The 26,950-nt window shown below is 58.8% G+C and carries 24 protein-coding genes; 18 read left to right on the top strand and 6 right to left on the bottom strand.

The annotated features are described in order from the left end of the window. The first annotated feature begins 220 nt into the window (after positions 1 to 220). The 18 genes from BI292_RS15330 to BI292_RS15415 all read left to right on the top strand — a co-directional run bounded on the left by BI292_RS15330 (position 221) and on the right by BI292_RS15415 (position 20,422). Positions 221 to 982, top strand: a complete 762-nt coding sequence (locus BI292_RS15330) for a secretin N-terminal domain-containing protein (protein ID WP_101208358.1) — start codon at positions 221 to 223, stop codon at positions 980 to 982. Between the two features lie 472 nt (positions 983 to 1,454). Continuing rightward, positions 1,455 to 2,780, top strand: coding sequence for an isocitrate lyase (gene aceA / locus BI292_RS15335; RefSeq protein WP_008032724.1), 1,326 nt, complete (start codon positions 1,455 to 1,457; stop codon positions 2,778 to 2,780). A 681-nt stretch (positions 2,781 to 3,461) separates the two neighbouring features. Next, entirely contained in the window at positions 3,462 to 3,875 is a 414-nt protein-coding gene (locus BI292_RS15340; protein WP_003223812.1) for an NADH-quinone oxidoreductase subunit A, read from the top strand. A gap of 10 nt (positions 3,876 to 3,885) precedes the next feature. Next, positions 3,886 to 4,560, top strand: a complete 675-nt coding sequence (locus BI292_RS15345; protein WP_008146035.1) for an NADH-quinone oxidoreductase subunit B family protein — start codon at positions 3,886 to 3,888, stop codon at positions 4,558 to 4,560. A gap of 72 nt (positions 4,561 to 4,632) precedes the next feature. Further along, complete coding sequence (gene nuoC / locus BI292_RS15350) at positions 4,633 to 6,417, top strand: NADH-quinone oxidoreductase subunit C/D (RefSeq protein WP_101208359.1); 1,785 nt, start codon at positions 4,633 to 4,635, stop codon at positions 6,415 to 6,417. 2 nt (positions 6,418 to 6,419) lie between these two features. Next, the gene (gene nuoE / locus BI292_RS15355; protein ID WP_092270083.1) at positions 6,420 to 6,917 is read left to right on the top strand and encodes an NADH-quinone oxidoreductase subunit NuoE; all 498 of its coding nucleotides are present in this window, start codon (positions 6,420 to 6,422) and stop codon (positions 6,915 to 6,917) included. After that, positions 6,914 to 8,269 (top strand): NADH-quinone oxidoreductase subunit NuoF, encoded by a 1,356-nt coding sequence (gene nuoF, locus BI292_RS15360; RefSeq protein WP_101208360.1) that lies wholly within the window; start codon positions 6,914 to 6,916, stop codon positions 8,267 to 8,269. Before nuoE ends, nuoF begins: the two co-directional genes overlap by 4 nt. A gap of 137 nt (positions 8,270 to 8,406) precedes the next feature. Beyond that, positions 8,407 to 11,121 (top strand): NADH-quinone oxidoreductase subunit NuoG, encoded by a 2,715-nt coding sequence (nuoG, locus tag BI292_RS15365; protein ID WP_101208361.1) that lies wholly within the window; start codon positions 8,407 to 8,409, stop codon positions 11,119 to 11,121. Next, positions 11,118 to 12,125, top strand: coding sequence for an NADH-quinone oxidoreductase subunit NuoH (gene nuoH, locus BI292_RS15370; protein ID WP_028623953.1), 1,008 nt, complete (start codon positions 11,118 to 11,120; stop codon positions 12,123 to 12,125). Before nuoG ends, nuoH begins: the two co-directional genes overlap by 4 nt. A 12-nt stretch (positions 12,126 to 12,137) precedes the next feature. Beyond that, positions 12,138 to 12,683 carry an NADH-quinone oxidoreductase subunit NuoI gene (nuoI, locus tag BI292_RS15375; RefSeq protein WP_178076584.1) on the top strand — a complete coding sequence of 182 codons (546 nt, stop codon included), beginning with the start codon at positions 12,138 to 12,140 and terminating at the stop codon, positions 12,681 to 12,683. A 9-nt stretch (positions 12,684 to 12,692) separates the two neighbouring features. After that, positions 12,693 to 13,196 carry an NADH-quinone oxidoreductase subunit J gene (gene nuoJ, locus BI292_RS15380; RefSeq protein ID WP_092270096.1) on the top strand — a complete coding sequence of 168 codons (504 nt, stop codon included), beginning with the start codon at positions 12,693 to 12,695 and terminating at the stop codon, positions 13,194 to 13,196. Positions 13,197 to 13,198: 2 nt separating this feature from the next. Next, the gene (gene nuoK / locus BI292_RS15385) at positions 13,199 to 13,507 is read left to right on the top strand and encodes an NADH-quinone oxidoreductase subunit NuoK (RefSeq protein ID WP_003223790.1); all 309 of its coding nucleotides are present in this window, start codon (positions 13,199 to 13,201) and stop codon (positions 13,505 to 13,507) included. Continuing rightward, on the top strand, positions 13,504 to 15,357 hold the full coding sequence (gene nuoL, locus BI292_RS15390; RefSeq protein WP_092270100.1) for an NADH-quinone oxidoreductase subunit L: 1,854 nt from the start codon (positions 13,504 to 13,506) through the stop codon (positions 15,355 to 15,357). The genes nuoK and nuoL overlap by 4 nt, the downstream gene beginning before the upstream one ends. A gap of 40 nt (positions 15,358 to 15,397) precedes the next feature. After that, positions 15,398 to 16,930, top strand: coding sequence for an NADH-quinone oxidoreductase subunit M (nuoM, locus tag BI292_RS15395; protein ID WP_101208362.1), 1,533 nt, complete (start codon positions 15,398 to 15,400; stop codon positions 16,928 to 16,930). A 7-nt stretch (positions 16,931 to 16,937) separates the two neighbouring features. Then, positions 16,938 to 18,401, top strand: coding sequence for an NADH-quinone oxidoreductase subunit NuoN (nuoN, locus tag BI292_RS15400; RefSeq protein WP_092270106.1), 1,464 nt, complete (start codon positions 16,938 to 16,940; stop codon positions 18,399 to 18,401). Between the two features lie 251 nt (positions 18,402 to 18,652). Then, entirely contained in the window at positions 18,653 to 19,003 is a 351-nt protein-coding gene (locus BI292_RS15405; protein WP_101208373.1) for a toxin, read from the top strand. Then, positions 18,993 to 19,307, top strand: coding sequence for a DNA-binding transcriptional regulator (locus BI292_RS15410; RefSeq protein ID WP_101208363.1), 315 nt, complete (start codon positions 18,993 to 18,995; stop codon positions 19,305 to 19,307). Before BI292_RS15405 ends, BI292_RS15410 begins: the two co-directional genes overlap by 11 nt. Before the next feature lie 332 nt (positions 19,308 to 19,639). Then, complete coding sequence (locus BI292_RS15415) at positions 19,640 to 20,422, top strand: hypothetical protein (RefSeq protein ID WP_101208364.1); 783 nt, start codon at positions 19,640 to 19,642, stop codon at positions 20,420 to 20,422. A gap of 289 nt (positions 20,423 to 20,711) precedes the next feature. Here the strand turns inward: BI292_RS15415 and BI292_RS15420 are convergent, their stop codons facing one another. The 6 genes from BI292_RS15420 to BI292_RS15445 are packed head-to-tail and all read right to left on the bottom strand — an operon-like array spanning position 20,712 to position 26,700. Then, positions 20,712 to 22,454: an ABC transporter substrate-binding protein gene (locus BI292_RS15420; protein WP_101208365.1), complete on the bottom strand. Its 1,743-nt coding sequence runs from the start codon at positions 22,452 to 22,454 to the stop codon at positions 20,712 to 20,714. A gap of 48 nt (positions 22,455 to 22,502) precedes the next feature. Continuing rightward, the gene (locus BI292_RS15425; RefSeq protein ID WP_027925091.1) at positions 22,503 to 22,775 is read right to left on the bottom strand and encodes a DUF2160 domain-containing protein; all 273 of its coding nucleotides are present in this window, start codon (positions 22,773 to 22,775) and stop codon (positions 22,503 to 22,505) included. 10 nt (positions 22,776 to 22,785) lie between these two features. Continuing rightward, on the bottom strand, positions 22,786 to 23,586 hold the full coding sequence (locus BI292_RS15430) for a carbohydrate ABC transporter permease (protein WP_003232361.1): 801 nt from the start codon (positions 23,584 to 23,586) through the stop codon (positions 22,786 to 22,788). An 8-nt stretch (positions 23,587 to 23,594) separates the two neighbouring features. Continuing rightward, complete coding sequence (locus BI292_RS15435; protein ID WP_092270120.1) at positions 23,595 to 24,461, bottom strand: carbohydrate ABC transporter permease; 867 nt, start codon at positions 24,459 to 24,461, stop codon at positions 23,595 to 23,597. Then, positions 24,458 to 25,606: an ABC transporter ATP-binding protein gene (locus tag BI292_RS15440; protein ID WP_101208366.1), complete on the bottom strand. Its 1,149-nt coding sequence runs from the start codon at positions 25,604 to 25,606 to the stop codon at positions 24,458 to 24,460. Before BI292_RS15440 ends, BI292_RS15435 begins: the two co-directional genes overlap by 4 nt. Then, on the bottom strand, positions 25,606 to 26,700 hold the full coding sequence (locus BI292_RS15445; RefSeq protein ID WP_092270126.1) for an ABC transporter ATP-binding protein: 1,095 nt from the start codon (positions 26,698 to 26,700) through the stop codon (positions 25,606 to 25,608). Before BI292_RS15445 ends, BI292_RS15440 begins: the two co-directional genes overlap by 1 nt. Between the last annotated feature and the right edge of the window lie 250 nt (positions 26,701 to 26,950).

Consider the following 26,950-nt stretch of genomic DNA (forward strand, 5'->3'; position numbering starts at 1 on the left):
GGGGCTTGCCCCCGTTGGGTCGCGCAGCGGCCCCAAGATTTTAGGCCTGCTGCGCAGCCCAACGGGGGCAAGCCCCCTCGCCACAACGGCCCGAATGAACATCCCAAAACGCCCCGCCATCACCCGATGTCGGGGCGTTTTGCTGTGCGCGATTCAACTTGCCCCACCGCGTGCCGACAAACTGGCAATATCAAGCCTTTCGAAAGCGGAGATAACGGACATGTCCCTACGCACCCTGCTCACCACGCTGCTGCTGACCTGCAGTTTTTCGGTCATGGCCGCCACCGAGATTGTGCCCCTGAGCTACCACACCAGCGCCGACATGCTGCCGATGGCGCAGGATTTCATCGGCAAGGATGGCCAGGTCAGCGCCTACGGCAATCAACTGATCGTCAACGCTGATCAACGCAAGATCGACGAACTCAAAGCGCTGATCGCGCAGTTGGATACCCAACCCAAGCGCCTGCTGATCACCGTCGACACCAACGAAAACAATTACCAGGGCGATCAGGGTTATTCGGTGAATGGCGTCAAGCCGAGCCAGACCCGCATCATCAACCGCAGCACCAACAGCCGTGATGGCGGCGTCCAGCAGATCCAGGCCAGCGAAGGTTCACCGGCGCTGATCCAGGTCGGCCAAAGCGTGCCGTTGACCAGCAGCCAGACCGATTCTTACGGTGATTTGCGCAGCCAGACCGAATATCGCAACGTCACACAGGGTTTCTACGTCACTGCCAGCATCACCGGTGACATCGTTCACTTGGCAATCAGTACCAATCGTGACCGCATGAGCCAGGAACGTCCCGATGTAGTGAATGTGCAAAGTACCGACACAACTGTCACCGGGCGCCTGGGCGAGTGGATCACCCTCGCCGGCGTGAACCGGCAGACTCAGGCCGACAAACAGGGCCTGACCCGCAGCTACTCTACTCAGGGCCGCGATGACATGACGTTGCGGGTGAAAGTCGACACGCTGGACTAAAGCACCGAAAACTGACTGATTAGTCGTATTAGACTAAAGATGTAGTGCTTGAAAAAAAGCACTACAAAACGTTTGACGGGCTAAAAAAGCAAAGGCATGATGGCCTCGCTCCCGCTAATCAGGGGCCCTGGAAAGGGCCTTCGGATCGACGCCTGCATCTACCCCGCAAGCCGATTCGTGTCTGTACCGCCCACAAGGTGTGTTTGACGAGGTTGCCGACTGGAACGAAGTTGTCCCGAGGGACGGAAGCGTAATTAGGTAACCCGGCTCCACGCTGATGTTTGTATGAAGGCCCACGACGCCCGAATGCGCTCGCCAGTTCGCCCTTACCTGCTCACTTCCCCTCGAGCCCATCGTTCATCCCGTCGCCACCCCCGCCGAATCCGACTTGAGCACCTAAGCTTCTGGTCAGCGAGCATGAATTTTTCACCCAAGACGACTTTTCATACAAGACGCGACGAGGTTTAACTCCATGGCACTGACACGCGAACAGCAAATTGCAGCCCTCGAAAAAGACTGGGCTGAAAACCCACGCTGGAAAGGCGTGACACGCGCTTACTCCGCTGCTGACGTCGTCCGCCTGCGCGGTTCGGTTCAACCTGAGCACACCTTTGCAAAACTCGGCGCCGAAAAGCTCTGGAACCTGGTCACCCAAGGCGCCAAGCCGTCCTTCCGTCCTGAGAAAGATTTCGTCAACTGCATGGGCGCCCTGACTGGCGGCCAGGCTGTTCAGCAAGTCAAAGCCGGTATCCAGGCTATTTACCTGTCGGGCTGGCAAGTGGCTGCGGACAACAACTCCGCCGAATCGATGTACCCGGACCAGTCGCTGTACCCGGTGGACTCGGTGCCAACCGTGGTCAAGCGCATCAACAACTCGTTCCGTCGTGCTGACCAGATCCAGTGGAAAGCCGGTAAAGGTCCGGGCGACGAAGGCTACATCGACTACTTCGCACCAATCGTGGCTGACGCCGAAGCCGGTTTCGGCGGCGTACTGAACGCTTACGAATTGATGAAAAGCATGATCGAGGCAGGCGCCGCGGGCGTTCACTTCGAAGACCAGCTGGCTTCCGTGAAAAAATGCGGGCACATGGGCGGCAAAGTACTGGTTCCTACCCAGGAAGCCGTACAGAAGCTGACCGCTGCTCGTCTGGCGGCTGACGTTGCCGGCACGCCGACCATCATTCTGGCGCGTACCGACGCTAACGCAGCTGACCTGCTGACCTCTGATTGCGACCCGTACGACCAGCCATTCGTGACTGGCGAACGCACCCAGGAAGGTTTCTACAAAGTGCGCGCCGGTCTCGACCAGGCAATCGCTCGCGGTCTGGCCTACGCGCCGTACGCCGACCTGATCTGGTGCGAAACCGCCAAGCCGGATCTGGACGAAGCTCGTCGCTTCGCTGAAGCGATCAAAAAGGAATACCCGGACCAACTGCTGTCGTACAACTGCTCGCCTTCCTTCAACTGGAAGAAAAACCTGGACGACGCGACCATCGCCAAGTTCCAGCGCGAACTGTCCGCCATGGGTTACAAGCACCAGTTCATCACCCTGGCCGGCATTCACAACATGTGGCACAGCATGTTCAACCTGGCGCACGACTACGCCCGCAACGACATGACTGCTTACGTGAAGCTGCAAGAGCAGGAATTCGCTGACGCCGCCAAGGGTTACACCTTCGTTGCGCACCAGCAGGAAGTGGGCACCGGCTACTTCGACGACATGACCACCGTGATTCAGGGCGGCTCGTCTTCGGTCACCGCGCTGACCGGTTCGACTGAAGAAGAACAGTTCCACTGATAGCTGAGCAAACGGCCGCTGCGTACCGATAAAAAGCTAACCGCAACGCCGCATATCTAACGCCCCGACTGGTTCGGGGCGTTTTTTTTGCGTGGGATTTCTTCCGCCCCACCTCCCCTGTAGCAGCTGCCGAAGGCTGCGTTCGAGGACGAAGTTCTCGCTGATCCCACGAATTGAATTCACCTGAAAAACGTCACCGCTTGATTAACGACTGCTGCGCAGCCGAACGCAGCCTTCGGCAGCTGCTACAGGGATGTGCGCGTAGCGGACCTTGCGCGAAAAAACATTGATCCAGAGCGGTATCGCAATCGCCAAAACCGGGTAAAACCTGCCCACGTGCAACTTGCAGTAACGGCTATATAAGACAACTTCCCACTCACTCGCCCGTTAAACACTTTGAAAACCGCCGCAAACAATATTGATTATCATTCAGCAACAACTTTGTTCGTTACATTTGCCACAAAACAATATTGATGAAATGCCGGCTAATGCCCGGAGCGCATGGGTCGCAGGGCTGTGGAGGTACGCTATGTCTTTATTCCGCTAAATAATTTCGCCACAGGAATTTTACTTGCACGGTGTTGTGCCATAAAATCACCGCGATTGATTGCTGCGACATATCGTCACTGCTTTGTTTCTATCAAGCTCAGAGACCTTTGCTCTCTGTTAAGGATTACCAGCATGCCCGAAGCGACAGGACTCATGGCCCACAACTGGGGCTTTGCCATTTTCCTTCTGGGCGTCGTCGGCCTCTGCGCCTTCATGCTCGGCGTCTCCAGCCTCCTCGGGTCAAAAGCCTGGGGCCGCAGCAAAAACGAACCGTTCGAGTCCGGCATGCTACCTACAGGTGGCGCCCGCTTGCGGCTCTCAGCCAAATTCTATCTGGTCGCGATGCTCTTCGTGATCTTCGATATCGAAGCCCTATTTCTCTTTGCCTGGTCTGTGTCCGTCCGCGAAAGCGGCTGGACCGGATTCGTCGAAGCTCTCGTTTTCATAGCAATTCTGTTGGCAGGTCTTGTCTACCTGTTCCGAGTGGGCGCCCTTGACTGGGCTCCGGAAGCTCGTCGCAAGCGGCAGGCGAAGCTGAAACAATGAGGCTTTGGCAATGCAATACAATCTCACCAGGATCGACCCCGATGCTCCTAACGAGCAGTATCCGATTGGCGAGCGGGAAACCGTTTCCGATCCGTTAGAAGATCAAGTTCACAAAAACATCTTCATGGGCAAGCTCGAAGACGTGCTTAACGGCACGATCAACTGGGGGCGCAAGAACTCCCTGTGGCCGTACAACTTCGGTCTTTCGTGCTGCTACGTGGAAATGACCACCGCCTTCACGGCGCCCCATGACATCGCGCGCTTTGGCGCCGAAGTTATCCGGGCATCGCCACGTCAGGCGGACTTCATGGTTATCGCCGGTACCTGCTTCATCAAGATGGCGCCGATCATTCAGCGTCTCTACGAGCAAATGCTCGAGCCTAAATGGGTTATTTCCATGGGCTCGTGCGCCAACTCCGGTGGCATGTACGACATCTACTCCGTCGTTCAAGGGGTGGACAAGTTCCTGCCCGTGGACGTCTACGTGCCTGGCTGCCCGCCCCGTCCGGAAGCTTTTCTGCAAGGCTTGATGCTCTTGCAAGAGTCGATTGGACAGGAGCGTCGTCCGCTTTCCTGGGTCGTCGGTGATCAAGGCGTGTATCGCGCCGAGATGCCTTCGCAAAAGGAACAGCGCCGCGAACAGCGAATCGCAGTCACCAACCTGCGCAGCCCCGACGAAGTCTGATCCAGCTCCCCTTCTTAAATAGAACGAGAACCTGGCTTCATTCTTTACGTTGACCGAAAGCGATAAATAACCATGACTACAGGCAGTGCTCTGTACATCCCGCCTTATAAGGCAGACGACCAGGATGTGGTCGTCGAACTGAACAACCGTTTTGGCCCCGAGGCGTTCACCGCCCAGCCGACCCGCACCGGCATGCCGGTGCTTTGGGTTGCCCGCGCCAAACTCGTCGAAGTCCTGACGTTCCTGCGCAACCTGCCCAAGCCGTACGTCATGCTTTATGACCTGCACGGCGTGGACGAGCGCCTGCGCACCAAGCGTCAAGGGCTGCCAAGCGGCGCCGACTTCACCGTGTTCTATCACCTGATGTCGATCGAACGTAACAGCGACGTGATGATCAAGGTCGCCTTGTCCGAGAGCGACCTTAGCCTGCCGACCGTTACCGGCATCTGGCCCAACGCCAACTGGTACGAGCGTGAAGTCTGGGACATGTACGGGATCGACTTCAAAGGTCACCCGCACCTGACCCGCATCATGATGCCGCCGACCTGGGAAGGTCACCCGCTGCGCAAGGACTTCCCGGCGCGTGCCACCGAGTTCGACCCGTTCACCCTGACCCTCGCCAAGCAACAGCTTGAGGAAGAAGCCGCGCGCTTCAAGCCTGAAGACTGGGGCATGAAGCGTTCCGGGGCGAACGAGGACTACATGTTCCTCAACCTCGGCCCGAACCACCCTTCGGCGCACGGTGCATTCCGCATCATCCTGCAACTGGACGGTGAAGAAATCGTCGATTGCGTGCCGGACGTCGGTTACCACCACCGTGGTGCCGAGAAAATGGCCGAACGCCAGTCGTGGCACAGCTTCATCCCGTACACCGACCGTATCGATTACCTCGGCGGCGTGATGAACAACCTGCCCTACGTGCTCTCGGTCGAGAAGCTCGCTGGCATCAAGGTGCCCGAGAAGGTCGACGTCATCCGCATCATGATGGCCGAGTTCTTCCGGATCACCAGCCACCTGCTGTTCCTCGGGACGTACATCCAGGACGTCGGCGCCATGACTCCGGTGTTCTTCACCTTCACCGACCGCCAGAAGGCGTACACGGTGATCGAAGCCATCACCGGCTTCCGTCTGCACCCGGCCTGGTACCGCATCGGTGGCGTCGCCCACGACCTGCCGCGCGGCTGGGAAAAACTGGTTAAAGACTTCGTCGAGTGGATGCCCAAGCGTCTGGACGAATACCAGAAAGCTGCGCTCGACAACAGCATCCTCAAGGGCCGGACCATCGGCGTCGCTGCCTACAACACCAAAGAAGCCCTGGAATGGGGCGTCACCGGTGCCGGCCTGCGTTCGACCGGTTGCGATTTCGACCTGCGTAAAGCGCGTCCTTATTCGGGCTACGAGAACTTCGAATTCGAAGTGCCGCTGGCGGCCAACGGCGATGCCTACGACCGCTGCATCGTGCGTGTCGAAGAAATGCGCCAGAGCCTGAAAATCATCGAGCAGTGCATGCGCAACATGCCGGAAGGCCCGTACAAGGCGGATCACCCGCTGACCACGCCGCCGCCCAAAGAGCGCACGTTGCAGCACATCGAGACCTTGATCACGCACTTCCTGCAAGTTTCGTGGGGCCCGGTCATGCCGGCCAACGAATCCTTCCAGATGATCGAAGCGACCAAGGGCATCAACAGTTATTACCTGACGAGCGATGGCGGCACCATGAGCTACCGCACCCGGATTCGTACCCCAAGCTTCCCGCACTTGCAGCAGATCCCTTCGGTGATCAAAGGCAGCATGGTCGCGGACTTGATCGCGTACCTGGGTAGTATCGATTTCGTTATGGCCGACGTGGACCGCTAAGCATGAACAGCACGCTTATCCAGACAGACCGTTTCACTTTGAGTGAAACCGAGCGCTCGGCCATCGAGCACGAGCTGCATCACTACGAAGACCCGCGCGCGGCGTCGATCGAAGCCCTGAAGATCGTCCAGAAGGAACGCGGCTGGGTGCCGGATGGCGCCCTGTACGCGATCGGCGAGATCCTCGGCATCCCGGCCAGCGACGTTGAAGGCGTGGCGACGTTCTATAGCCAGATCTTCCGTCAGCCGGTCGGCCGCCACATCATTCGCGTCTGCGACAGCATGGTCTGCTACATCGGCGGCCACGAGTCGGTGGTCAGCGAAATCCAGAGCAATCTGGGGATCGGCCTGGGTCAGACCACCGCCGACGGTCGTTTCACCCTGCTGCCGGTCTGCTGCCTCGGCAACTGCGACAAGGCGCCGGCGTTGATGATCGACGACGACACATTCGGTGACGTGCAGCCTGCTGGCGTCGCCCAATTGCTCGAGGGCTACGTATGACCCTGACTTCCTTCGGTCCTGCCAACCGCATCAAGCGTTCGGCCGAGACTCACCCGCTGACCTGGCGTCTGCGCGACGACGGCGAGGCCGTGTGGCTCGACGAATACCAGGCCAAGAACGGTTACGCCGCTGCGCGCAAAGCCTTCGCCGACATGGCCCAGGACGACATCGTCCAGACCGTGAAAGACGCCGGCCTCAAGGGTCGCGGCGGCGCAGGCTTCCCCACTGGCGTGAAGTGGGGCCTGATGCCCAAAGACGAATCCATCAACATCCGCTACCTGCTGTGCAACGCGGATGAAATGGAGCCGAACACCTGGAAAGACCGCATGCTGATGGAGCAACTGCCCCATCTGCTGATCGAAGGCATGCTGATCAGTGCCCGCGCGCTGAAAACCTACCGTGGCTACATCTTCCTGCGTGGCGAATACACCACCGCCGCCAAGCACCTTAACCGTGCCGTGGAAGAAGCCAAGGCAGCCGGCCTGCTGGGCAAGAACATCCTGGGCAGCGGCTTCGATTTTGAACTGTTCGTCCACACCGGCGCCGGGCGTTACATCTGCGGTGAAGAAACCGCGCTGATCAACTCCCTCGAAGGCCGCCGCGCCAACCCGCGTTCCAAGCCGCCCTTCCCTGCCGCCGTCGGCGTGTGGGGCAAGCCGACTTGCGTGAACAACGTTGAAACCCTGTGCAACGTGCCGGCGATCATTGCCGACGGCGTCGACTGGTACAAATCGTTGGCGCGTGAAGGCAGTGAAGACATGGGCACCAAGCTCATGGGCTTCTCCGGCAAGGTCATGAACCCGGGCCTGTGGGAATTGCCATTCGGCGTCACCGGTCGCGAGTTGTTCGAAGACTACGCCGGCGGCATGCGCGACGGCTTCAAGCTCAAGTGCTGGCAGCCTGGCGGCGCCGGTACCGGTTTCCTGTTGCCGGAACACCTCGACGCGCAAATGTACGCCGGCGGCATCGCCAAAGTGGGCACCCGCATGGGTACCGGCCTGGCCATGGCGGTCGACGACAGCGTCAACATGGTGTCCTTGCTGCGCAACATGGAAGAGTTCTTCTCCCGTGAATCCTGCGGTTTCTGCACCCCGTGCCGTGACGGCTTGCCGTGGAGCGTCAAGCTGCTGCGCGCAATCGAAAACGGTGAAGGACAGGCCGGCGATATCGAGACCCTGCTGGGTCTGGTCGGTTTCCTCGGCCCGGGCAAGACCTTCTGTGCTCACGCACCGGGCGCCGTGGAGCCGTTGGGCAGCGCAATCAAATACTTCCGTTCAGAGTTCGAAGCCGGCATCGCGCCCACCAGCGCCGCCGTCCCGCCTCTGGCAAGGCCGATCGTAGTCGGCGCGTAAACGCTTAAAAAAACGAAGGGTCCGTGCCCTTCGTTTTCTCGTGTGATGACGCCGCAAGCGGCTGTGTTGATTCACTCGAATAACAAGATTCCATTAGCCACGCCCGCTGACACCGGGCCAACGAAGACCTTTGAACCATGGCCACTATCCACGTAGACGGCAAAGAGCTCGAAGTCGATGGGGCAGACAACCTGTTACAGGCATGTCTGTCGCTAGGCCTCGATATCCCTTATTTCTGCTGGCACCCAGCCCTCGGCAGCGTTGGCGCTTGCCGCCAATGCGCGGTCAAGCAGTACACCGACGCCAACGACACCCGTGGTCGGATCGTCATGTCCTGCATGACACCCGCCACTGACGGCAGCTGGATCTCCATCGAAGACGAAGAAGCGAAAGTGTTTCGCGCCAGCGTCGTCGAATGGCTGATGACCAACCACCCTCACGACTGCCCGGTCTGTGAAGAAGGCGGTCACTGCCACCTGCAAGACATGACGGTAATGACCGGCCACAACGAGCGCCGTTACCGCTTCACCAAGCGCACTCACCAGAACCAGCAACTGGGCCCGTTCATTTCCCACGAAATGAACCGCTGCATCGCTTGCTACCGCTGCGTGCGTTTCTATAAGGATTACGCCGGCGGCACTGACCTCGGTGTATTCGGCGCCCACGACAACGTGTACTTCGGTCGCGTTGAAGACGGCACCCTCGAAAGTGAGTTCTCCGGCAACCTCACCGAGGTCTGCCCGACCGGTGTGTTCACCGACAAGACTCACTCCGAGCGTTACAACCGCAAGTGGGACATGCAGTTCTCGCCGAGCATCTGCCATGGCTGCTCCAGCGGTTGCAACATCTCGCCGGGCGAGCGCTACGGTGAACTGCGTCGGATCGAAAACCGCTTCAACGGTTCGGTCAACCAGTACTTCCTGTGCGACCGTGGCCGTTTCGGCTACGGCTACGTCAACCGCGAAGACCGCCCGCGTCAGCCACTGCTGGCCAACGGCGCCAAGCTGAGCCTCGACGAAGCGCTGGATAAAGCGGCTGACCTGCTGCGCGGTCGCAACATCGTCGGTATCGGCTCGCCGCGCGCCAGCCTCGAAAGCAACTATGCGTTGCGCGAACTGGTCGGCGCCGAGCACTTTTACTCCGGCATCGAAGCCGCCGAGCTGGAACGCATTCGCCTGGTCCTGCAAGTCCTGAACGACAGCCCGCTGCCGGTTCCGAACATGCGCGAAATCGAAGACCACGACGCGATCTTCGTCCTCGGCGAAGACCTGACCCAGACCGCTGCGCGCATGGCGTTGTCCTTGCGCCAATCGGTCAAGGGCAAGGCTGAAGACATGGCCGATGCGATGCGCGTCCAGCCGTGGCTCGACGCTGCGGTGAAAAACATCGGCCAGCACGAGCTGAACCCGCTGTTCATCGCCAGCCTCGCTGAAACCAAGCTCGACGACATCGCCGAAGAATGCGTACACGCCGCGCCGGACGACCTCGCTCGCATCGGTTTCGCCGTGGCTCACGCCCTCGACGCCAGCGCGCCAGCGGTTGAAGGCCTGGACACTGAAGCCCTTGACCTGGCCCAGCGCATTGCCGACGCCCTGCTCGCGGCCAAGCGTCCGCTGATCATTGCCGGTACTTCGCTGGGTTCGAAAGCGCTGATCGAAGCCGCGGCGAACATCGCCAAAGCCTTGAAGCTGCGCGACAAGAACGGTTCCATCAGCCTGATCGTGCCAGAGGCCAACAGCCTCGGTCTGGCCATGCTCGGTGGCGACTCGGTCGACGACGCGCTGCAAGCAGTGATCGATGGCCGCGCCGACGCCCTCGTCGTGCTCGAAAACGACCTGTACACCCGCACTGACAAAGCCCTGGTCGATGCCGCCCTGAACGCCGCGAAAGTGTTGATCGTCGCCGACCATCAGAAGACCGCCACCAGTGATCGCGCGCACCTGGTTCTGCCAGCCGCAAGCTTCGCGGAAGGTGACGGTACGCTGGTCAGCCAGGAAGGTCGCGCGCAGCGCTTCTTCCAGGTCTTCGATCCGAAATACATGGACGCGAGCATTCTGGTGCACGAAGGCTGGCGCTGGCTGCATGCCCTGCGCGCGACCCTGCTGGACCAGCCAATCGACTGGACCCAACTGGACCACGTCACCGCAGCCGTCGCGGCGAGCCGGCCACAACTGGCGCGCATCGTCGATGCCGCTCCGTCCGCCGCGTTCCGCATCAAAGGCATGAAACTGGCGCGCGAACCGCTGCGTTACTCCGGGCGTACCGCCATGCGCGCTGACATCAGCGTGCACGAACCACGTACTCCGCAGGACAACGACACCGCGTTCAACTTCTCGATGGAAGGTTACTCGGGCTCGGCCGAACCGCGTCAGCAAGTGCCATTCGCCTGGTCGCCGGGCTGGAACTCGCCGCAAGCCTGGAACAAGTTCCAGGACGAAGTCGGTGGTCACATCCGCGCTGGCGACCCGGGCACCCGCCTGATCGAAAGCACCGGTGATTCGCTGAACTGGTTCGCCAGTGCGACGCGCGCGTTCAACCCGGCGCCGGGAACTTGGCAAGTGGTGCCGTTCTTCCACCTGCTCGGCAGTGAAGAGACCTCGGCAAAAGCCGCACCGGTTCAGGAACGCATTCCGGCGCCTTACGTCGCTTTGGCCAAATCCGAAGCCGATCGTCTTGGCGTCAATGACGGCGCCCTGCTCAGCTTCAATGTTGCCGGCCAGACCCTGCGTCTGCCGCTGCGCATCAACGAAGAACTCGGTGCCGGCCTGGTGGCCTTGCCGGCAGGTATCGCCGGCATTCCAGCGGCGATCTTTGGCAAAACCGTTGACGGTCTGCAGGAGGCAGCTCAATGACCTGGTTCACGCCTGAAGTGATTGACGTGATCATCGCGGTCCTCAAGGCCATCGTGATTCTGCTCGCCGTGGTGGTGTGCGGCGCGCTGCTGAGCTGGGTCGAGCGTCGTCTGCTCGCCCTCTGGCAGGATCGCTACGGTCCGAACCGCGTCGGCCCGTTCGGCGCGTTCCAGATCGCTGCCGACATGATCAAGATGTTCTTCAAGGAAGACTGGACGCCGCCGTTCGCCGACAAGATGATCTTCACCCTGGCACCGGTAGTCGCCATGAGCGCTCTGCTGATTGCCTTCGCGATCATCCCGATCACCCCGACCTGGGGCGTCGCGGACATCAACATCGGCATCCTGTTCTTCTTCGCCATGGCCGGTCTTTCGGTGTACGCGGTGTTGTTCGCCGGTTGGTCGAGCAACAACAAGTTCGCCCTGCTGGGCAGCTTGCGGGCCTCGGCACAAACCGTGTCGTACGAAGTGTTCATGGGCCTGTCGCTGATGGGCATCGTGATTCAGGTCGGCTCGTTCAACATGCGCGACATCGTTGAATACCAAGCGCAGAACCTGTGGTTCATCATTCCGCAGATCTTCGGGTTCCTGACCTTCTTCATCGCTGGCGTCGCCGTGACTCACCGTCACCCGTTCGACCAGCCGGAAGCGGAACAGGAACTGGCCGACGGTTACCACATTGAATATGCCGGCATGAAATGGGGCATGTTCTTCGTTGGCGAGTACATCGGCATCGTGTTGATTTCGGCGTTGCTGGTGACCTTGTTCTTCGGTGGCTGGCACGGCCCGTTCGGCATTCTGCCGCAGATCCCGTTCATCTGGTTCGCGCTCAAGACCGCGTTCTTCATCATGATCTTCATTCTGTTGCGCGCCTCGATTCCGCGCCCACGGTATGACCAAGTGATGGATTTTAGCTGGAAGTTCTGCCTGCCGCTGACCCTCGTCAACATGCTGGTGACCGCTGCGATCGTGTTGCTCAACACGCCCGCCGTCGCGGCTCAGTGAGGATAGAGAATCATGAAGTACATATTTGACATCGTGCATGGCTTCTTCACCCAGCTTCGCAGCCTGGTGATGATCTTCGGCCATGCCTTCCGCAAGCGCGACACGCTGCAGTACCCGGAAGAGCAGGTCTACCTGCCGCCGCGCTACCGTGGCCGGATCGTCCTGACCCGCGACCCGGATGGCGAAGAGCGTTGTGTAGCCTGCAACCTGTGCGCCGTGGCTTGCCCGGTCGGTTGCATTTCGCTGCAGAAAGCCGAAACCGAAGACGGTCGCTGGTACCCGGACTTCTTCCGCATCAACTTCTCGCGCTGCATCTTTTGCGGCCTCTGCGAGGAAGCCTGCCCGACCACCGCGATCCAGCTGACACCGGATTTCGAGATGGCCGAGTTCAAACGTCAGGACCTGGTTTACGAGAAAGAAGATCTGCTGATCTCCGGCCCCGGCAAAAACCCTGATTACAACTTCTATCGTGTTGCAGGTATGGCGATTGCCGGGAAGCCGAAAGGCGCCGCGCAGAATGAAGCCGAACCGATCAACGTGAAGAGCTTGCTGCCTTAAGGAAGAAAGATGGAATTCGCTTTCTATTTCGCATCGGGTATCGCTGTGGTGTCCACGCTTCGCGTGATCACCAACACCAACCCTGTGCACGCCCTGCTCTACCTGATCATTTCGCTGATTGCCGTGGCGATGACGTTTTTCGCCCTCGGCGCACCGTTTGCCGGTGTGCTGGAAGTGATCGCCTACGCTGGCGCCATCATGGTGCTGTTCGTGTTCGTGGTGATGATGCTGAACCTTGGCCCGGCCTCGGTTCAGCAGGAACGCGTGTGGCTCAAGCCCGGCATCTGGATCGGCCCGGTAGTGCTCGGCGCGCTGCTGCTGGCGGAACTGCTGTACGTATTGTTCAGCGATGCCAGCGGTCAGGCCATCGGCCACACCACCGTAGACGCGAAAGCCGTGGGCATCAGCCTGTTCGGTCCGTACCTGCTGGTGGTCGAACTCGCCTCGATGTTGCTGCTTGCCGCAGCGGTCACGGCGTTCCACTTGGGCCGTAACGAAGCCAAGGAGCAATGACGATGCCTGCTATCCCTCTGGAGCATGGTCTGGCGGTCGCCGGCATCCTGTTCTGCCTCGGTCTGGTCGGCCTGATGGTCCGGCGCAACATTCTTTTCGTGCTGATGAGCCTGGAGGTGATGATGAATGCCTCCGCGTTGGCGTTCATCGTTGCCGGTGCCCGTTGGGGTCAGCCGGATGGACAGATCATGTTCATCCTGGTGATCAGCCTCGCGGCCGCCGAGGCCAGTATTGGCCTGGCGATTCTGTTGCAGCTGTACCGCCGCTTCCACACTCTCGATATCGACGCTGCCAGCGAGATGCGCGGATGAATCTTCTCTATCTGACTTTCGTATTCCCTCTCATCGGTTTCCTGCTGCTGTCGTTCTCACGCGGCCGCTTCTCGGAAAACCTCTCGGCGCTGATTGGCGTCGGTTCCATCGGCCTGTCTGCCATCGTCACCGCTTACGTGATCTGGCAATTCAACGTCGCCCCGCCAGAAGGCGGTCACTACACCCAGGTGTTGTGGCAGTGGATGGCGGTTGAAGGCTTTACGCCGAACTTCGCGCTGTACCTGGATGGCCTGTCGGTGACCATGCTTGGCGTGGTGGTCGGTGTCGGCTTCCTGATCCACCTGTTCGCGTCCTGGTACATGCGCGGTGAAGACGGTTACTCGCGCTTCTTCGCGTACACCAACCTGTTTATCGCCAGCATGCTGTTCCTGATCCTCGGCGATAACCTGTTGTTCCTGTACTTCGGCTGGGAAGGCGTGGGCCTGTGCTCGTACCTGTTGATCGGTTTCTACTACAGCAACCGCAACAACGGTAACGCCGCACTCAAAGCCTTTATCGTCACCCGCATCGGCGACGTGTTCATGGCCATCGGCCTGTTCATTCTGTTCCAGCAACTGGGCACGCTGAACGTCCAGGAACTGCTGGTGCTGGCGCCGCAGAAATTCCAGGTCGGTGACTTCTGGATTGTCCTGGCGACGCTGATGCTGCTGGGTGGCGCTGTTGGTAAATCCGCGCAACTGCCGCTGCAAACCTGGCTGGCGGATGCGATGGCCGGTCCTACCCCGGTTTCGGCACTGATCCACGCCGCAACCATGGTGACCGCCGGCGTTTACCTGATCGCCCGTACCCACGGTCTGTTTGCGTTGGCGCCGGATATCCTGCACCTCGTCGGCATCGTTGGCGGCGTGACCCTGGTGCTGGCCGGTTTTGCCGCACTGGTGCAAACCGACATCAAACGTATCCTCGCCTACTCGACCATGAGCCAGATCGGCTACATGTTCCTGGCGCTGGGCGTCGGTGCCTGGGATGGCGCGATTTTCCACTTGATGACTCACGCATTCTTCAAGGCGCTGCTGTTCCTTGCCTCCGGTGCGGTGATCGTTGCCTGCCACCACGAGCAGAACATCTTCAAGATGGGCGGCCTGTGGAAGAAACTGCCACTGGCCTACGCCAGCTTCATCGTCGGCGGCGCGGCTCTGTCGGCCCTGCCACTGGTGACTGCAGGCTTCTACTCCAAGGACGAAATCCTCTGGGAAGCGTTCGCCAGCGGCAACCACGCTCTGCTTTATGCAGGTCTGGTCGGCGCGTTCATGACTTCGCTGTACACCTTCCGCCTGATCTTCATCGCGTTCCACGGTGAAGCGAAGACCGAAGCGCACGCCGGTCATGGCATCGCCCACTGGCTGCCACTGTCGGTGCTGATCGTACTGTCGACTTTCGTCGGCGCGATGATCGTGCCACCGCTGCACGGCGTGTTGCCGCAAAGCGTCGGGCATGCCGGCGGCGAAGCCAAGCACAGTCTGGAAATCGCTTCGGGCGCTATCGCTCTGGCGGGTATCCTGCTGGCCGCGCTGCTGTTCCTCGGCAAGCGTCGTTTCGTCACTGCAATCGCCAACAGCGGCATCGGCCGCTTCCTCTCGGCCTGGTGGTTCGCTGCCTGGGGCTTCGACTGGATCTACGACAAACTGTTCGTCAAGCCATACCTTGCGATCAGCCACGTACTGCGCAAAGACCCGCTCGATCAGACCATCGGTTTGATCCCACGGATGGCCAAGGGTGGTCACACCGCCCTCAGCCGTACCGAAACCGGTCAACTGCGCTGGTACGCGGCATCGATGGCAGCCGGCTCCGTGCTGGTCATCGGCGCCATCGTGCTGGTAGCGGTCTGAATATGAACCTTGCGAACTTGCGAAAGGAATTGAGCCCGTCATGATTCTGCCTTGGCTAATCCTGATCCCCTTCATCGGCGGCCTGCTGTGCTGGATGGGTGAGCGCTTCGGCGCTACCCTCCCGCGCTGGATTGCGCTGTTGACCATGACCCTGGAACTCGCACTCGGCCTCTGGCTGTGGGCCCACGGTGATTATTCATTTGCTCCGGCGCCTGGCGCCGATCCGACCTGGGCGCTTGAGTTCAAGCACATCTGGATCCAGCGCTTCGGCATCAGCGTGCACCTGGCGCTGGATGGCCTGTCGCTGCTGATGATCCTGCTGACCGGTCTGCTGGGTATCCTCTCGGTACTCTGCTCGTGGAAAGAGATCCAGCGTCACGTCGGTTTCTTCCACTTGAACCTGATGTGGATCCTGGGCGGTGTCGTCGGCGTGTTCCTCGCCCTCGACCTGTTCATGTTCTTCTTCTTCTGGGAAATGATGCTGGTGCCGATGTACTTCCTCATCGCGCTCTGGGGTCACAGTTCTTCGGACGGCAAGAAAACCCGGATCTACGCGGCGACCAAGTTCTTCATCTTCACCCAGGCCTCCGGCCTGATCATGTTGGTGGCGATCCTCGGTCTGGTGCTGGTCAACTTCAACAGCACCGGCGTGATCACCTTCAACTACGCCGACCTGCTGAAAACCAAGATGTCGCTCACTACCGAGTACATCCTGATGCTCGGCTTCTTTATCGCGTTCGCGGTGAAGCTGCCGGTCGTGCCGTTCCACTCCTGGTTGCCTGATGCTCACGCCCAGGCGCCAACCGCTGGTTCGGTCGACCTCGCCGGTATCTTGCTGAAAACCGCTGCCTACGGCCTGCTGCGTTTTGCCCTGCCGCTGTTTCCGAATGCCTCGGCCGAGTTTGCGCCGATCGCCATGACCCTCGGTCTGATCGGGATTTTCTACGGCGCGTTCCTCGCATTCGCACAAACCGACATCAAGCGTCTGATCGCCTTCTCGTCCGTTTCCCACATGGGTTTCGTACTGATCGGCATCTACTCCGGCAGCCAACTGGCGCTGCAGGGCGCGGTGATGCAGATGCTGGCGCACGGTGTTTCCGCCGCCGCACTGTTTATCCTCAGCGGTCAGTTGTACGAGCGCACCCACACCCGCGACATGCGTCAGATGGGTGGCTTGTGGTCGAAGATCGCTTACCTGCCGGCCATCAGCCTGTTCTTCGCGGCCGCGTCCTTGGGCTTGCCGGGCACTGGTAACTTTGTCGGTGAGTTCCTGATCCTGCTCGGCACCTTCGCCGCAGCGCCATGGATCACCGCGATTGCAACGTCCGGCCTGGTGTTCGGTTCGGTCTACTCGCTGATCATGATTCACCGCGCCTACTTCGGCCCGTCGAAGTCGGATGCGGTGTTGCATGGCATGGATGCTCGCGAACTGATCATGGTGGTCGGTCTGGCGGTACTGCTGATCTACATCGGCGTGTACCCGCAGCCGTTCCTCGACACTTCTGCCGCGACGATGCATGGCGTGCAGCAGTGGCTCGGTACCGCCTTCACTCAACTCGCTTCGGCCCGGTAAGAGCGCTATGGAATTCACGACTCAACACTTTATCGCGCTCGCGCCGTTGTTGATCACCACCGCCACGATCATCGTGGTGATGCTGGCCATCGCGTGGCGTCGCAACCACTCGCAGACCTTCCTGATTTCCGTGGCGGGTTTGAACCTGGCATTGCTGTCGATCCTGCCAGCCTTGAAAGTCGCGCCCCTGGCCGTGACCCCGTTGCTGCAAATCGATAGCTTCGCTTGTCTTTATATGGCGCTGATCCTGGTCGCCACCCTCGCGTGTGTCACCCTCGCCCACGCCTACCTCGGCGATGGCGGTTCGGGTTACCCGGGCAACCGTGAAGAACTTTACCTGCTGATCCTGATGTCGGCCCTTGGCGGTCTGGTGTTGGTTAGCGCGCAACACTTGGCCGGGTTGTTCATCGGTCTGGAACTGTTGTCGGTGCCGGTCTACGGTCTGGTGGCGTATGCCTTCTTCAACAAGCGTTCGCTGGAAGCCGGCATCAAGTACATGGTGCTGTCGGCCGCCGGTTCTGCGTTCCTGTTGTTCGGTATGGCCCTGCTCTACGCCGACTCCGGCAGCCTGAGCTTCGTCGGTATCGGTCAAGCCCTCGCGGCCACTGGCCTGCCAAGCTCGCTGGCGCAAATGGGCCTGGGCATGATGTTGATCGGTCTGGCGTTCAAGCTGTCGCTGGTACCGTTCCACCTCTGGACCCCGGACGTTTACGAAGGTGCTCCGGCGCCGGTTGCAGCGTTCCTCGCGACCGCTTCCAAAGTGGCGGTGTTTGCGGTGATGGTGCGGTTGTTCCAGATCTCGCCGGCGGCAAGCAGCGGTGTCCTCAGCGACGTACTGACCGTCATCGCCATCGCGTCGATCCTGTTCGGTAACCTGCTGGCACTGACCCAAAGCAACCTCAAGCGTCTGCTCGGTTACTCGTCCATCGCCCACTTCGGTTACCTGCTGATCGCCCTGGTGGCGAGCAAAGGCCTGGCCGTGGAAGCCATCGGCGTGTACCTGGTCACCTACGTGATCACCAGCCTCGGCGCGTTCGGCGTGATCACGCTGATGTCCTCGCCGTACAACGGCCGTGACGCCGACGCTCTGTACGAATACCGCGGCCTGTTCTGGCGCCGTCCGTACCTGACCGCCGTGCTGACCGTGATGATGCTGTCGCTGGCCGGTATCCCGCTGACCGCTGGCTTCATCGGCAAGTTCTACATCATCGCCACCGGCGTCGAGTCGCACCAATGGTGGCTGGTCGGTTCGCTGGTGTTGGGCAGCGCCATCGGCGTCTTCTACTACCTGCGCGTGATGGTGACTCTGTACCTGATCGAGCCAAACCTGCGTCGCCACGACGCCCAACTGCACTGGGAACAAAAGGCTGGCGGCGTGATGCTGCTGGCCATCGCCGCCCTGGCGTTCTTCCTCGGCCTGTACCCGCAACCGTTGCTGGTACTGGTGCAGCAGGCAGTGTTGGCGGGTTGATGGTTTAGCAGTAAAAGCAGCAAACAGAAACGGCACCTATGGGTGCCGTTTTTGCGTCTGGGCTAAAAATTCAAGACACCTCGCCCTCCTCCTCGCCCATATGCAGAAATGCCCCGCAGGCAAATCCGCCGCGTCCTACATCCTTTTCGCGATACGCAACTTACCGTAATGACTTGACCGAATTGGCCGGAACAGATGCTTTGACCAATCCGATTCTTGTGATAGAAATATACGCAGGTAACGTACAGAACATGGATGCTCTCTTTATCGAATTACCCGTATTTGCAAAACACCGTAGCGACTACCTGGACGATGACCTGTTCGGGCTGTTTCAACAGGAGCTGCTGAAAAACCCGGAAGCTGGGGATGTCATTGAAGGCACCGGAGGTCTGCGCAAGATTCGTGTTATCGATCAACGACGAAAAAAGGGCAAGCGTGGCGGGTTGAGAGTGATTTATTACTGGTGGTCCGGCTTCAACCAATTCTGGCTGTTTACCTTGTATGGCAAAAACGAGCAGGACGATCTGACGTCATCCCAGAAACAACTGCTCAAACAAATGCTGCATCGAGAAATCAACGCGAGAATAAACGATGAAACGTGAGATCTTTTCCGAGCTGGTAGAGGGCTTCGACGCCTTGGCCGATGAGCGCCAAGGCAAAATCACACTGCGCACCCACAAAGTAAAGCTGGCCAAGCTTGCCCCCATCACGGCAGAAGAAGTGGTGGCTGTACGTCAGCAACTGAACCTGTCCCGTCCGGTGTTTGCCATGTACCTGCGCACCAACACCCGCACCCTGGAAAACTGGGAACAGGGCCGAGCCCAGCCGAATGCACAGGCAACTACCCTGATCCGCCTGGTCGAGCGCTTTCCGGAGACGGTCGAGCAATTGGCGGCATTGTCCTGATAGCAGCGCGACGGCTGGTGACGTCGTCGCGAGCAGGCTCGCGAAGACGGTAGATCCCGCGCACTCAGCGTTGCGCCTAACTTCAATGCAAGCAGGCAATTCAAGAGAAGAGTTGCCCTCAAAAGGCTGTGATCACATCAGACGCAAAACAGAAACGGCACCTACTGGTGCCTTTTTTGAGATTGTGGGATTTATTACCGCCAATCACGCACACCTCCCAATCACCGAAAGCTCCGGCTGGATTTACCGCTTCGTCCTACAGCCAGAAGTACGCCATCCGCTCTATCGTGATCTACGGTTAATAGGCTGCGCAGCACGTGAGGAGAAACTTTGTGAGCAATAACGATATAGGAGCAACCTACGAAAAAATGTATCTGCATGAAGAGGAAATAAAAAACAGTCTTGCGATTAAAACCCAAGTGATTTTTACAGCCATATTCGCCCTCGTTTCGACAACAATTTATCTTGCTCGCTTTTTAGATTTCTCATCCAGACCCGACATTGCTTTAGCCATTTCATTAATGATCATTCTGGTCGTAACAACCGCGATGATTTCAACGTATTTCAACTTCAAAGCTTTTAGCGGGTCAGAATTCAAACGAATGCCGTATGCCGCAAAGGTCAAAGATTATTATGACGAGCAAATTCAATACAATATTGAGCTCGATCGCTATAACGCCAAGGTTACTCAGCATGAAAGAATATCTTTGATTGACCCAACCAAAGAGACTGAAAACTTTATATCGAACACTTACGTTTCGTGCTCGACGCATAACGCGCTGGCCAATGAAAAGCGTTCAAGATGGCTTTTCCAGGCTATTGTGGCTTTCTTGTTAGCCTGCATTCCTCTCGCATTCGCCAGCCTGCTTTTTGTGCTCTTCGACATGGATACATCTTCCCCCAGGAAAAATTTCGCAACTAAAGATGCCTATGTAGGCGGAGAAATCGCCTCATTAAAAAACCATCTATTAAATATTACCAAGAATGGCGATATCGCAGAATTGGAAAGAAGGATCCAAATTATTGAGAGCGGGCTCTCGGAAAGATCAACAATTGATTCAAACCTAATTGAACACGTTAATATCGTAATCAAAAATCTGCGTGAATCGCACTGACTGTTTCATCCTCGAAAATAATGTACGATGAGCCCCATGGTGGCTCCAGCAGGAATAAAGAATGAAACCCAACGACGGTCAATCCAAACCAAACAATTCTACCAAGCCCACACCGCCGAAGAGGCCGTCGGCGCCGGTTGTACGGCGAGTCGTGAACGAGAAAGTTATCAATAGCAGGGAAATAGCGTTAGAGATTCGCTGATATCCTCCTTGCGCACTTGCTTTCAGTAGCAGGGCCCAAAAAAAACGGCACCTCCCGGTGCCGTTCGCCTTTCAAAATATAACCCGCTTATTTGCGTGCATCTGCCCACGATTTCAGCAGTTCGGTGTAGCTCACGGTTTCCCCTTTTGGCTTCTCATTCGCCAGTTTAGGTTTCGGTGCGCCCGGCTGATCAAACCAGTACTGCGCGTCGCGTTCCGGGTTCATTTTTGGTCCGCAGACCGGTTGCACTTTGGAGCGTTCGAGGCGCGCCATGATTGCGTCCTGATCTTTGGCCAGGCCGTCGAGCGCCTGCTGCGGGGTTTTCTCGCCGCTGGCGGCTTCGGCGATGTGGCTCCACCACAGTTGCGCCAACCGAGGATAATCCGGCACGTTGGTCCCGGTCGGGGTCCATTGCACGCGGGCCGGGCTGCGGTAGAACTCGACCAGGCCACCGAGTTTTGGTGCGAGGTCGGTCATCGCTTGCGAGTTGATGTCGGATTCGCGGATCGGTGTCAGGCCGACGATGGTTTTCTTCAGTGAGACGGTTTTCGAGGTCACGAACTGCGCGTACAGCCACGCGGCAAGTTTTTGTTTTTCAGGCGTGGACTTGAGGAACGTCCAGGAACCCACGTCCTGATAACCGAGCTTCATGCCCTCTTCCCAATACGGGCCACGCGGCGACGGTGCCATGCGCCACTTCGGCGTGCCATCGGCGTTCATGACCGGCAGGCCAGCCTTGGTCATGTCGGCGGTAAACGCGGTGTACCAGAAGATTTGTTGGGCGATGTTGCCTTGCGATGGCACCGGACCGGACTCGGAGAATGTCATGCCCGCCGCTTCCGGTGGCGCGTAGGCTTTCATCCAATCGACGTATTTTTGCGTAGCGAACACAGCCGCTGGGCCGTTGGTGTCGCCGCCGCGGGTGACGCTGGAACCGACCGGGTGGCAATCCTCGACGCGAATCCCCCACTCGTCCACCGGCAAGCCGTTGGGCAAACCCTTGTCGCCGCCACCGGCCATGGAGAACCAGGCATCGGTGAAGCGCCAGCCCAGCGACGGGTCTTTCTTGCCGTAGTCCATGTGCCCGTAGACACGTTTGCCGTCGATTTCCTTGACGTCTTCGCTGAAGAATTTGGCGATGTCTTCATAGGCCGACCAGTTCACCGGGACGCCCAATTCGTATCCGTACTTTTCCTTGAACTTGGCTTTAAGGTCCGCGCGCTCAAACCAGTCGGCGCGGAACCAGTACAGGTTGGCGAACTGCTGGTCGGGCAATTGATAGATCTTGCCGTCCGGCGCAGTAGTGAAGGAAATCCCGATGAAGTCCTTGAGGTCCAGCGTTGGCGAGGTGTAGGCCTTGCCTTCGTTGGCCATCAGATCGGTGATCGATTCAGTCTTGCCATAGCGAAAATGCGTGCCGATCAGGTCCGAGTCGTTGACCCAGCCGTCATAAATGCTCTTGTCCGATTGCATCTGGGTTTGCAGCTTTTCCACCACGTCGCCTTCTTGCAGCAAGTCGTGGGTCAACTTGATCCCGGTGATTTCGGAAAACGCCTTGGCCAGCACTTTCGACTCATATTCGTGGGTGGTCAGGGTTTCCGAAACCACTTTGATGTTCATCCCGCGAAACGGCTCGGCCGCTTTGATGAACCACTTCAATTCCTCGAGCTGCTGATCGGCCGTGAGGGTGGACGGTTTGAATTCGCTGCCGATCCACTTTTTCGCCGCGTCTTCGTAGGCATCCGCCCAGGCAGATGCGCTCAAACCGCTGAGTGCCAGCATGGCTGCCAATGAAATGCTATGTCGCAGCTTATTGTTTTTGTCGAACATAGAGACCTCCTGTTGAGTTTTTGGGAGCAACTTTGCCGAGCGATTCGACTAGCCCCAACGCATCACAGCCAACAGCCACACCAGGGACAACGCGGACGCGACCCAGATGCTCCAGTCGGTGACGCCGATTACCAGCAAATGCAGGTAGGCGCTGCCGAGAAGACCGATAAACAAGCGATCGCCACGGGTGGTGGCAATCGGCAATAAACCCCGCCGAAGAATGCTCGGCGAACGCAATTCCCAAGTCGTCATGCCGACCAGGATCAGGCCGATGACGATGAAAAACGCTGCGGTCGGAACCGTCCAACTCATCCATTCCATCATCAGCTCCTCAGACCCGACCGAGGGCAAAGCCCTTGGCCACGTGGTTGCGAACAAACCAGATCACCAGCATGCCCGGGAGGATGGTCAACACCCCCGCCGCTGCCAGCACGCCCCAATCGATGCCGGACGCCGAAACCGTGCGGGTCATTACCGCCGCGATCGGCTTGGCGTTGACCGAGGTCAGCGTGCGCGCCAGGAGCAATTCGACCCAGGAAAACATGAAGCAGAAGAACGCCGTGACGCCGATCCCCGAGCCAATCAACGGGATGAAAATCTTCACGAAGAACTTCGGAAAACTATAGCCATCAATGTAGGCCGTTTCGTCGATTTCTTTGGGAACCCCGGACATGAAGCCTTCCAGAATCCACACCGCCAGCGGCACGTTGAACAGGCAATGCGCGAGTGCCACAGCGATGTGCGTGTCGAACAGACCAATCGATGAATAGAGCTGGAAGAACGGCAGCAGAAACACTGCCGGCGGCGCCATGCGGTTGGTCAGCAACCAGAAGAACAGGTGTTTGTCGCCCAAAAAGCGATAACGCGAAAACGCATACGCCGCCGGTAACGCCACGCTCAGCGAGATCACCGTGTTCAGGCTCACGTAATACAGCGAGTTCAGGTAACCGGTGTACCAACTCGGGTCGGTGAAGATCACCTTGTAGTTCGCCAGGGTGAAATCCTGTGGGAAAAGGGTCAAACCGCCGAGGATTTCGGTGTTGCTCTTGAAGGACATGTTCAGCAGCCAGTAGATCGGCACCAGCAGGAACAGGATGTAGATCAGCAATGGGATGAGCTTTCTTTTACTCATGGCAGACCTCAGCGGTTGGCGTCAGAGTGAGTCATGGCGGTATAGAACAGCCAGGACACCAACAGGATGATCAGGAAGTACACCAGCGAGAAAGCCGCCGCCGGGCCGAGGTCGAATTGCCCTACAGCCATTTGCGTCAGCGTCTGACTCAAGAAGGTTGTGGCATTGCCCGGACCGCCGCCCGTCAGCACAAACGGCTCGGTGTAAATCATGAAACTGTCCATGAAGCGCAACATCACCGCGATCAGCAGCACGCTCTTGAGTTTGGGCAACTGGATGTGTCGGAACACCGCCCAGGACGATGCGCGATCAATCCGCGCAGCCTGGTAATACACATCGGGAATCGCGCGCAATCCGGAGAAACACAACAGCGCCACCAGCGAGGTCCAGTGCCACACGTCCATCACCAACACCGTGACCCAGGCGTCCATGGTGTTCGAGGCATAGTTGTAGTTGATGCCCATCGCGTTGAGGCTCGAACCGAGCAAGCCGATGTCGGCGCGGCCAAAAATCTGCCAGATCGTGCCAACCACGTTCCACGGAATCAGCAGCGGAATCGCGAGGATGATCAGCACCAGCGACGACCAGCGGCCCTTGGTCGGCATGGTCAGGGCGATGGCGATGCCGAGCGGGATTTCGATCAGCAGCACACACGCCGAATAGATGAACTGGCGCAGCAGCGAGTCGTGCAAGCGTGGGTCGAGCAGCACTTGCTTGTACCAGTCGGCGCCGACGAAGTAGCGGCTGGACTGGTCGAAGATGTCCTGCACCGAGTAATTGACCACGGTCATCATCGGGATCACCGCGCTGAACGCCACCAGCAAAAACACCGGCAACACCAGCCACCAGGCCTTGTTGTTCTGCACCTTGTTCATGGCTGCGCTCCGTTATTCGCCTGCACGGGGCTGCCTTGCGCAGGGCTATTGGCCTGCGCGGGCAACAGATAATCGTCGGCGTAGACCATCAGCCATTGCGCCGGAAAACTGATATACGCCGTGCCTTCCGGCACCGGTTTGTCCTCGGCCAAACGCACTTTCAACGGCGCGCCGTCGAGGTTGAGGGTCATGATTTTGTAGGTGCCGAGGTCTTCGACGTGTACGACGTTTGCCTGCATCGCGTCGTCAAACGGCTCGTCCCAGACATGCACGAACTCGGGGCGGATCCCGACTTTGAGGGTTTGCCATTGCTTGTCGGCGATTTGCTGTTGCATCGCCTCGGACAGCGGCAAGTGCGTCGAGGCAAAACCGACGCCACCCGGCTGCGGCTGTACGTCGATCAGGTTCATCCCCGGGCTGCCGATGAAATAGCCGACAAACGTGTGGCTCGGCCGCTCGAACAACTCGCGCGGTGTGCCGAATTGCACAATCTGGCCGCCATACATCACCGCGATTTTGTCGGCGAACGTCGACGCTTCAAGTTGATCGTGGGTGACGTAGACCATGGTGATGTTGAACTGCTCGTGAATCTGCTTGAGCTTGCGCCGCAGCTTCCACTTCAGGTGCGGGTCGATCACCGTCAGCGGTTCGTCGAAGAGGATCGCCGAGACGTCGTCGCGCACCAGTCCACGGCCCATCGAGACTTTCTGTTTTTCGTCGGCGGTGAGGTTGCGCGCCTTTTTGCTCAGCAGTGCCTGCAGGTCGAGGACCTCGGCAATTTCCTGCACCTTGCTGTGCACTTTCGCCTCGTTCATTCCCTGATTTCGCAGAGGGAACGCCAGATTGTCGAACACCGTCATGGTGTCGTAGACCACCGGGAACTGGAAAACCTGGGCGATGTTGCGCTTCTCCGGGGTCAGGTCGTTGACCTCTTTGCCGTCAAACAGCACCTGGCCCTGCGACGGGCTGAGCAACCCGGAAATGATGTTGAGCAACGTCGATTTGCCGCAACCCGATGGCCCGAGCAACGCATAGGCACCGCCCTGCTCCCAGATGTGGTTCATCTCGCGGATCGCGTAATCCTCGGGGCCGCTCGGCGTGCGGGTGTAGCTGTGGGCGAGGTTTTGCAAACGAATTTCGGCCATCAGGCAACCCTCGCGATACGGCGACCGGGCGCCTGGACCAGCCGGCCCTGCATATCGAAGACAAACAGTTTGTGGGTCGGGATGTAGATGCGGATCGGCGCATCGACGTCGTATTCGTGCACGCCCGGCAGGTGCAGCACCAACAGGAAATGCTCGTTGCGCACGTGCAGAAAGGTTTCCGAACCGCTGATCTCGGCGACTTCGACGGTGACCGCCAATTCGAGGTCATCGTCGTTGCTCGGCACCAGCGAAATGTGGCTCGGGCGCACGCCAAAACGGAATTCGCCTTCACCCACCGGGCGCAAATCGACGTTCAGCGGGAAGTGCACAAAATTGGCGAAACTCACTTCGTTGCCAGCAATGCGTCCCGGCATCAAGTTGATCGGCGGCTCGGAAAACAGCTCGGCGGCCAATACGGTTTGTGGCTGGTGATAAACCTCGGAGGACTTGCCGCTCTGGATCACCCGGCCTTCGTGAAGAATCGTCGTCGTGCCGCCCAGCGCCAACGCTTCGTTGGGCTCGGTGGTGGCGTAGATCGCGATGGTGTGCCGCGCCTTGAACAGCTCGCGCATTTCCTGGCGCAGCTCTTCGCGCAATTTGTAATCGAGGTTGACCAGCGGCTCGTCGAAGAGGATCAGCTCGGCGTCCTTGACCAGCGCCCGCGCCATCGCCGTGCGCTGTTGCTGACCACCGGAAAGCTCCAGCGGATAGCGCTTGAGGAATTTCTCGATGCGCAGCATTTTCGCGGTTTCGAGCACTTTGCTCTGGATCAGTTCGTTGGACGCCCCGCCCTGCCGCAGCGGCGAAGCGATGTTCTCGAACACCGTCATGGTCGGGTAGTTGATGAACTGCTGATAAACCATCGAGACGTTGCGCAAACGCACCGGGCGTTGCGTGACATCCACGCCGTTCATCAGGATGCGACCGCTGTCAGGCTTGTCGAGGCCGGCCATCAGGCGCATGAGGCTGGTCTTGCCGGACAGCGTGCGCCCGAGCAAAACGTTGAATGATCCGGGTTCGAAAACCAGGCACGCATCGTCGATCCAGGTCTGGCCCTCGACGGTACGGCTGACGTGCTCCAGGGTGAGTGACATGGCTCGGCCTTTTTTATTATTTGGAGTCAAGCGACCGAAACGATAGAGCGACATTCGTGCCAGAAAATGCAAGTGCTTGATGCGCTTCGCAAATCCGTGAAATGAGCGAAAAATGGCGTTCGTTGCTGAACAGAAATGAACAATCGCGGCTGAACAATTGAACAGTCGGGCGGTTGACAATGAACAATAGTGAACAACACTCTACGAACGCATTTTGACCCTGTAGGAGCATGGCTTGCCCGCGATGGCG

The sequence above is a fragment of the Pseudomonas sp. 43NM1 genome (assembly GCF_002836905.1).
Taxonomy (GTDB): domain Bacteria; phylum Pseudomonadota; class Gammaproteobacteria; order Pseudomonadales; family Pseudomonadaceae; genus Aquipseudomonas; species Aquipseudomonas prosekii.